The following is a 6,716-nucleotide window of genomic DNA, read 5'->3' as shown; positions in this document are numbered from 1 at the left end:
GCCCTGACGGCCGCCCGGGAGGCCGAACTGCTGACCGCCGTCACGGCCACCGCCGGTGAAGCCGGGCGCCTGCCCGCCGTTCCGGCCGCCGCCATCCGGGAAGCCCGGAGCCTGCCCGCCGTTCTGGCCGTCACCCGGGTTGGTGGGGAGTTGGCCACCGGCCGGCATACCGCCGGGCGGTCGCCCACCCGGAAAGCCACCGCGGCCGAAGCCGCCCGCCACGCTCGGGCCGGCACTCGGGATCGAGCCGGTGTGCGGGGTCGCGGCGGTCTGTGCTGCGTACGCCGCAGGCCCGGCCAGCGCCGACGCCGCAGCCAGGCCCAGCGCCACCGGCACCAGCCGGCGGGACAGTCGGGTGCTCAACAGGAGCAGCGTCGTGCCGACGAGGCCGGCGACCAGCACGGCGGTGCGCAGCGACGGGTACCAGTCGGGGCTGCGTCCGAGCAGCACCCACGCCCACCAGACGGTGACCACGAGCGTGCCGGCGAGCGTCACCGTGGCGGCCAGCGGACGCCACCGCTGCCAACGCGGGCCGGCGGCCGGAGCATCGCCCGCCTCGGGCAGTGGGCGGCGCTGCCGCCAGAGCAGCGTCACGCCGATGCCGACCAGCGCGCCGACCGCCGGGGCGAGCGCCACCGTGTAGTAGGCGTGGAAGATCCCGGACATGAAGCTGAAGATCAGGCCGGTGACCAGCAGCCAGCCGCCCCAGAGCAGCAGCCCGGCCCGGGTGCGGTCGGTGCGGGCCGCCCGGCCGGCCAGCAGCAGGCCGGCGACCAGCAGGATCAGCGCGGCCGGCAGCAGCCAGGAGATCTGACCGCCGACCTCGCCCCCGAACATCCGCAGCAGGCCGGTCCGCCCCTCGAACGGGCCGCCGCCTCCGCCCGGCCGTCCGCCGCCGACGCTGCCCACCTCGTCGCCGGTGATCCGGCCGAGGCCGTTGTAGCCGAGGGTGAGCTCCAGGATGCTGTTGCCCTGCGACCCGCCGATGTACGGTCGGGCACCGACCGGAACCAGCTCCACGATCGCCACCCACCAGCCGGCGGATACCACCACCGCCAAACCGGCCAGCAGCAACTGCCGGACCCGCCGCCACAGCCCGGTCGGCGCGGCCAGCAGGTAGGCCCCGGCGAAGACCGGCACCACCAGGAACGCCTGGAGCATCTTCGTCAGGAAGCCGAAGCCGACCAGCACGCCGGCGAGCACGATCCACCGGGTGCTGGCCGTCTCCACCGCCCGGACGGTGGCGTACGCGCCGGCGACCAGCAGCAGGATGAGCAGCGCGTCGGGGTTGTTGAACCGGAACATCAGCGTCGCCACCGGGGTGACCGCGAGCACCGCGCCGGCGATCAGGCCGGCCGCCGGGCCGTACCAGCGCTGCACGGTCGCGTGGAGGACACCGACCGAGGCGACCCCGCACAGCGCCTGCGGGACGAGCATGGCCCAGCTGTTGAGGCCGAAGACGCGTACCGACAGGGCCATCAGCCACAACGACGCCGGCGTCTTGTCCACGGTGATCGAGTTGGCCGCGTCCGACGAGCCGTAGAGGAACGCCTTCCAGCTGACCGAGCCGGCCTGCACTGCCGCCGCGTAGAACGAGTTGGCCCAGCCGGAGGCGCCCAGGCCCCAGAGGTAGAGCAGGCCGGTGGCCAGCAGCAGCACCGCCAGCGCGGGCCTGGCCCAGGCCGGGGAGCGGCGCTCCGCCGCCGGCGGCGGGTGCTCGTCCTCGGTGCGCGTGGCCGGCGGTGGCGGACCCGCCACGTCGGGCGTCGTCAGCAGGGTGTCTGTTCTGTCCATGCGGCCAGCCTTGGTCGCTGGCCTGGCCCGCTGCCGTGAGCCGACTATGCGTCAGCTGTGGCATTCGGCAGCCGGACGGTGAACACGGTCCGGCCCGGCCGGCTGTCCACGCCGACCGTCCCGTGGTGGGCCTCCACGACCGCCGCGACGATCGCCAGGCCGAGGCCGGTGCTGCCGTGCGCCCGGGACCGGGAGCTGTCGCCACGGGCGAACCGCTCGAACATCTCCGGTTGCAGCTCCGCCGGCACGCCGGGCCCGTCGTCGGCGACGGTGAGCACGGCCGCGTTCCCCGCGACGGTCAGCGTGGTCGTCACGACCGTGCCGGGCGGGGTGTGCACCCGGGCATTGGCGAGCAGGTTCGCCACCACCTGGTGCAGCCGTGCGGCGTCGCCGGGGACCCGGATCACCACCTCGGGCAGGTCGAGCTGCCAGCGGTGCTCCGGGCCGGCCACGTGCGCGTCGCTGACCGCGTCCACCACCAGGGCGGACAGGTCGACCGGGTCGACCGCGAGCGGGCGGCCGGTGTCGAGGCGGGCCAGCAGCAGCAGGTCGTCGACGAGGCTGGTCATCCGGGTGCTCTCCGACTCCACCCGGCGCAGCGCGTGCGCCACGTCGGCGGGTACCTCGTCGCGGCCGCGGCGGGCCACCTCGGCGTACCCGCGGATCGCGGCGAGGGGGGTGCGCAGCTCGTGGCTGGCGTCGGCGACGAACTGGCGTACCCGGGTCTCGCTGGCCTGCCGGGCGGCGAGCGCGTCGGCGACGTGGCCGAGCATCCGGTTCAGCGCGGCGCCGACCTGGCCGACCTCGGTACGCGGATCGGTGTCCGCGGCCGGGACCCGCACGGCGAGCGCCACCTCGCCCCGGTCCAGCGGCAGCTCGGTGACCCGGGTGGCGGTGGCGGCCACCCGGTTCAGCGGTCGCAGCGTGGCCCGGACGATCAGCGCGCCGGCGCCCCCGGCGATGAGCAGCCCGACGGTGGCCACCCCGGCCTGCGCGGCGACCATCCACCAGACGGTCTCCCGCACACCGGCCAGCGGCAGCGCGACGACGCGTACCCGACCGTCGCGGAACTGCCGGGCGACGGCCCGGTAGTCGCCGCGGTCGCCGAGGTCGACGGTGCGCGGCTCGGCGCCGACCGGCAGGGCGGCCAGGGCGGCGACCTCGTCGGCCGGTACGGGTTGCTCGTCGGGGAACGGGTCCTCGCTGGACGGGCTGCGGGTCAGCGTGGACGCGGCCGTCACGCGACCGCCGGCGATGTTGGCCACCACGGTGCCGGGCGGCAGTCCGGGTGGGATGGCCGGCCCGGTGCCCGGGAAGGCCGGCCGCCCGGCGCCCCGCATCACCGTGGCGGGGGCCAGTTGGGCGTCGAGCCGGTCGATCAGGAACTGCCGCAGCGCCACCGTGGTGAGCCCGCCGATGGCGACGCTGACCAGCGCGAGCAACGCGACCAGGGCGAACACCAGTCGGGTACGCAACGACCGGCCGGCCAGCCACCGGCGGGCGGCGCGCACCGGCCGGCGGCCCGGGTCACTCGGCCGGCTTGAGGACATAGCCCGCGCCGCGCAACGTGTGGATCATCGGCGCCCGGCCGGCGTCGATCTTCTTGCGCAGGTACGAGATGTACAGCTCGACGACGTTGGCCTGGCCGCCGAAGTCGTAGTTCCACACCCGGTCGAGGATCTGGGCCTTGCTGAGCACCCGCCGTGGGTTGCGCATCAGGAAGCGCAGCAGCTCGAACTCGGTCGCGGTCAGGGTGATCAGGTGGCCGTCCCGCCGGACCTCGTGGCTGTCCTCGTCCAGGCTGAGGTCGCCGACGGTCAGCACCGCCTCCTCCCGCGTGGCGACCGCGAAGCCGGAGCGGCGCAGCAGGGCGCGCAGCCGGGCGATCACCTCCTCCAGGCTGAACGGCTTGGTGACGTAGTCGTCGCCGCCGACGGTCAGCCCGGCGATGCGCTCCTCGACCGCGTCCCGGGCCGTCAGGAAGAGCACCGGAAGGGTGGGCGACTGCTCGCGTAGCCGGCGCAGCACCTGGAAGCCGTCCAGGTCGGGCAGCATCACGTCGAGCACCACGGCGTCCGGCTTGAACTGCCGCGCGGTGTTCAACGCCGCCATGCCGTTGCCGGCGCTGCGTACCTGCCAGCCCTCGTAGCGCAGCGCCATCGACAGCAGATCGGTCAGCGTCGGCTCGTCATCGACCACCAGCACCCGGACCGGCTCGCCGTCGGGGCGGCGTAGCTCGATCCGGCTGGGCGTGGCCTGCCGGTCCATGACCATGTCCCCCATCGTGGGCGTGGCGCCTGTGCCACGCCTCTGCGGCGCCTGTGTGCCAGCTGTGCGGGCGGGCCGACGGCGGGTCGGTGTCACCGCCGGTCAGCCCCGGCCCCGAGTCACTCGGACACCCCGAGCGGATCGGTGCGCACGAACCGCATGCTCCAGCCGCCCGCGTCGTCGGGCCGATCGCGCTCGTAGAGGTGGTCGGGGCCGGCCTGCACCGGCCCGGTGCCGTCCGGGTGCCGCATGATCCAGCGCCGCGGCGGGGCGCCGTCCGGCCCGGCCGGCACGTCCCGGACCAGGCCGTCAGCGGGCCCGCCGACGAAGCGTACGGTGACCTCGCCCATCGCGGCGTCCCCTCGGGTGACCGTGCCGGCACGTTGGGTGATGCCGGCTCTGGCTCGCAAGCTACCGCACCCACCGGCGCGCCGCAGCGAGTGCACCGGCCTCGACGGGTCGCGATCTTCTCGACGGTTTGCCCAGCTCGGAGCCCGGGTACCGCAACCGGAAGCAACCGCCGTCGGCGGTACGAGGGCGAGGAGCGGTCGATGCGCACGCTGGACGGGCGATACCGGCTCGAACGGCGCATCGGCATTGGCGGGATGTCCGAGGTGTGGCGGGCCCACGACCGCGTGCTCGACCGGCCGGTCGCGGTGAAGCTGATCTCGCCGGGCGTGGACGGCCAGCACGGCCCGGTGGAGCGCATCCAGGCCGAGGCCCGCTCCGCGGCGCGCCTGGTGCACCCGAACGTGGCGAGCGTGCACGACTTCGGCACCTCCTCCTCCGCGCTGCCCGGTCGCCGGGTGCCGTACATCGTGATGGAGCTGGCCGAGGGCGAGACGCTCGCCGCGCACCTGCGGGCCGGCCCGCTGGACTGGCGGATCTCGGTACGGGTCTGCGCGGAGGTGGGCGCCGCGCTGGCTGCCGCGCACGCGAGCGGCATCGTGCACCGCGACGTCAAGCCGGCGAACGTCATGCTCACGCCCTCCGGGGTGAAGGTGCTCGACTTCGGCATCGCCACCCCGGCCGGCGCGCCGGAGCCGATGCCGGAGGGGATGCTCGTCGGCACCCCCGCATACCTGGCACCCGAGCAGTTCGAGGGTGCGCCGGCCACCCCGGCGGCCGACATGTACGCGCTCGGCGTGCTGCTCTACTACTGCCTCACCGGCCGGCTGCCGTACGCGGCGGACAGCACCAGCGAGCTGCTCGGCGCACGCCGCCGCCGGCCGCCGGAGCCACTGCCCGAGATCGACGGGCTCCCGCCGGAGGTGGCCGAGCTGTGCCGCTCCTGCCTGGCCGAGGACCCGTCGGAGCGTCCGACCAGCCTGGTCGCCGCGCTGCTGCTGGCCGAGGCCGTGGACGCCCGGGTGTACGTGCCGATGCTGGTGCCCAGCCCGCGCCAGTCGACTCCGACGTCGCCGTGGACCGAGCAGGCCGCGATGGAGGCCACCGAGGCGGTGCGGGTGGCCGACGGGCCCGACCGGTCCGGCGGGCGCTGACCGCGCGCTCCGCGGCGTTTCGCCGGGCGGCGGCCGGGAAGTCGGGCGGGTGAGCGACGGGAGGAACGCGATGCCGGACCCGAGTTCCTGGCTGCATGAGGCCACCGCGACCGCCGAGGGCGGCCACGTACGCACCGACGATGGCGGACTCTCCTCCGCGCTGGCCTCGCCGCTGGCGGCGCACTGCACCGGGTTGAGGCCGGAGCAGTTGCTGGCGGCGGCGTTCGCGTCCTGCCTGCACCACGCGGCGGTCGAGGCGGCCGGAGAGATCACCGACGAGGCGCACACCGTCCAGGTGCGGGCCGAGGCGAAGCTGGGGCGCGACGACGACGGCCGGTACCGGGCCGACGTGCACGCCTCCATCTCCTCCGCCGGCCTGAGCCGGCAGCAGCTGGCCGACCTGGTCGAGTACGCCGACCGGCTCTGGCCGTTCTCCAGCGGCGACAACAGCCGGCACCGGCTGACCGTCACCCCGGCGGAGAACGGCCGGCACTGACCCGTCGCCGTCCGGGTCGCCGGTGCGCCGAACGGCCGAGTCGACGTGCCGGTCGTTCGGCGGGGTGGGCATCGGCCGGAAAGGTGAGGCCTGGCGGATGGCCGGAACGGACGCCGCCGACACCGGCCGAGACCGCATTGGCCCGGCGAATCGGGAATAACCGGCTAGCCCGAACAGTGCGGTTGATCAGCATTGCGAAGCGCTTGCCCTTTAATGTCACCAAGATCGTGACAAATTGTGGCGCATGCCACCGTACGAGCCGATGGCATCGGGCACACGGTTCTCTAGCCTCGGCGAGTGCATCGCGACGACCCCGCCGACGAGAAGCTGACCGACGCCCGCCCGACCACCCGCTCGAGCGACGCCGCATCAACCGAACGGACGATCGGCCGTCACCGAGCCCCGGAGCCATCCCGGCGCTCCCTGCTGGGCTCGACCCCGCTCCGGGTGGCCCTGGCCACCGGTGTCACCTGCTGCCTGAGCCTCGTCGCCGTCACCACCGCCCGGGGCGGCGAGGACACCCCTCGCCCCGTCGAGCCGCTGGCCGAGGCGGTGGCCGACCGTGCCGCCATCGCCGACGAGCGAGCCTCCCGGTCGCTGGACCGTGACGCCGCCCCCGCGCGGGTCATTCCCAGCCCGACCCCGAAGCCCACCCC

At 74.9% G+C, this 6,716-nt stretch carries 6 protein-coding genes and 1 pseudogene; 3 read left to right on the top strand and 4 right to left on the bottom strand.

Annotated elements, in window-relative coordinates:
• The 4 genes from EAD98_RS30575 to EAD98_RS30560 all read right to left on the bottom strand — a co-directional run.
• Window positions 1–1,794, bottom strand: a 1,794-nt coding sequence (locus tag EAD98_RS30575) for a glycosyltransferase family 39 protein (RefSeq protein WP_121657405.1), incomplete at its 3' end; no start/stop codon positions are given.
• Window positions 1,795–1,838: 44 nt separating this feature from the next.
• On the bottom strand, window positions 1,839–3,344 hold the full coding sequence (locus EAD98_RS30570) for a cell wall metabolism sensor histidine kinase WalK (RefSeq protein WP_121657404.1): 1,506 nt from the start codon (window positions 3,342–3,344) through the stop codon (window positions 1,839–1,841).
• Window positions 3,322–4,068, bottom strand: a complete 747-nt coding sequence (locus tag EAD98_RS30565; protein ID WP_121657403.1) for a response regulator transcription factor — start codon at window positions 4,066–4,068, stop codon at window positions 3,322–3,324. The genes EAD98_RS30570 and EAD98_RS30565 overlap by 23 nt, the downstream gene beginning before the upstream one ends.
• Before the next feature lie 113 nt (window positions 4,069–4,181).
• Complete coding sequence (locus EAD98_RS30560; RefSeq protein WP_233584038.1) at window positions 4,182–4,472, bottom strand: hypothetical protein; 291 nt, start codon at window positions 4,470–4,472, stop codon at window positions 4,182–4,184.
• A gap of 141 nt (window positions 4,473–4,613) precedes the next feature.
• Here EAD98_RS30560 and EAD98_RS30555 point away from each other — a divergent pair, with 141 nt between their 5' ends.
• The 3 genes and pseudogenes from EAD98_RS30555 to EAD98_RS30545 all read left to right on the top strand — a co-directional run.
• Window positions 4,614–5,564 (top strand): serine/threonine-protein kinase, encoded by a 951-nt coding sequence (locus tag EAD98_RS30555; RefSeq protein ID WP_121657401.1) that lies wholly within the window; start codon window positions 4,614–4,616, stop codon window positions 5,562–5,564.
• Window positions 5,565–5,634: 70 nt separating this feature from the next.
• Window positions 5,635–6,060, top strand: coding sequence for an OsmC family protein (locus EAD98_RS30550; protein WP_121657400.1), 426 nt, complete (start codon window positions 5,635–5,637; stop codon window positions 6,058–6,060).
• A gap of 297 nt (window positions 6,061–6,357) precedes the next feature.
• Window positions 6,358–6,716 (top strand): annotated as a pseudogene (locus EAD98_RS30545) (hypothetical protein); the annotation flags it as partial.

The sequence above is a fragment of the Micromonospora sp. CV4 genome (genome assembly GCF_003667455.1).
Taxonomy (GTDB): Bacteria; Actinomycetota; Actinomycetes; order Mycobacteriales; family Micromonosporaceae; genus Micromonospora.
This window is presented reverse-complemented; position numbering and strand designations above follow the sequence as displayed.

Coding starts and splice junctions, on each gene's coding strand:
- EAD98_RS30570 (WP_121657404.1), bottom strand. CDS start 3,344: ATGTCCTCAAGCCGGCCGAGTGACCCGGGCCGCCGGCCGGTGCGCGCC.
- EAD98_RS30555 (WP_121657401.1), top strand. CDS start 4,614: ATGCGCACGCTGGACGGGCGATACCGGCTCGAACGGCGCATCGGCATT.
- EAD98_RS30550 (WP_121657400.1), top strand. CDS start 5,635: ATGCCGGACCCGAGTTCCTGGCTGCATGAGGCCACCGCGACCGCCGAG.
- EAD98_RS30565 (WP_121657403.1), bottom strand. CDS start 4,068: ATGGTCATGGACCGGCAGGCCACGCCCAGCCGGATCGAGCTACGCCGC.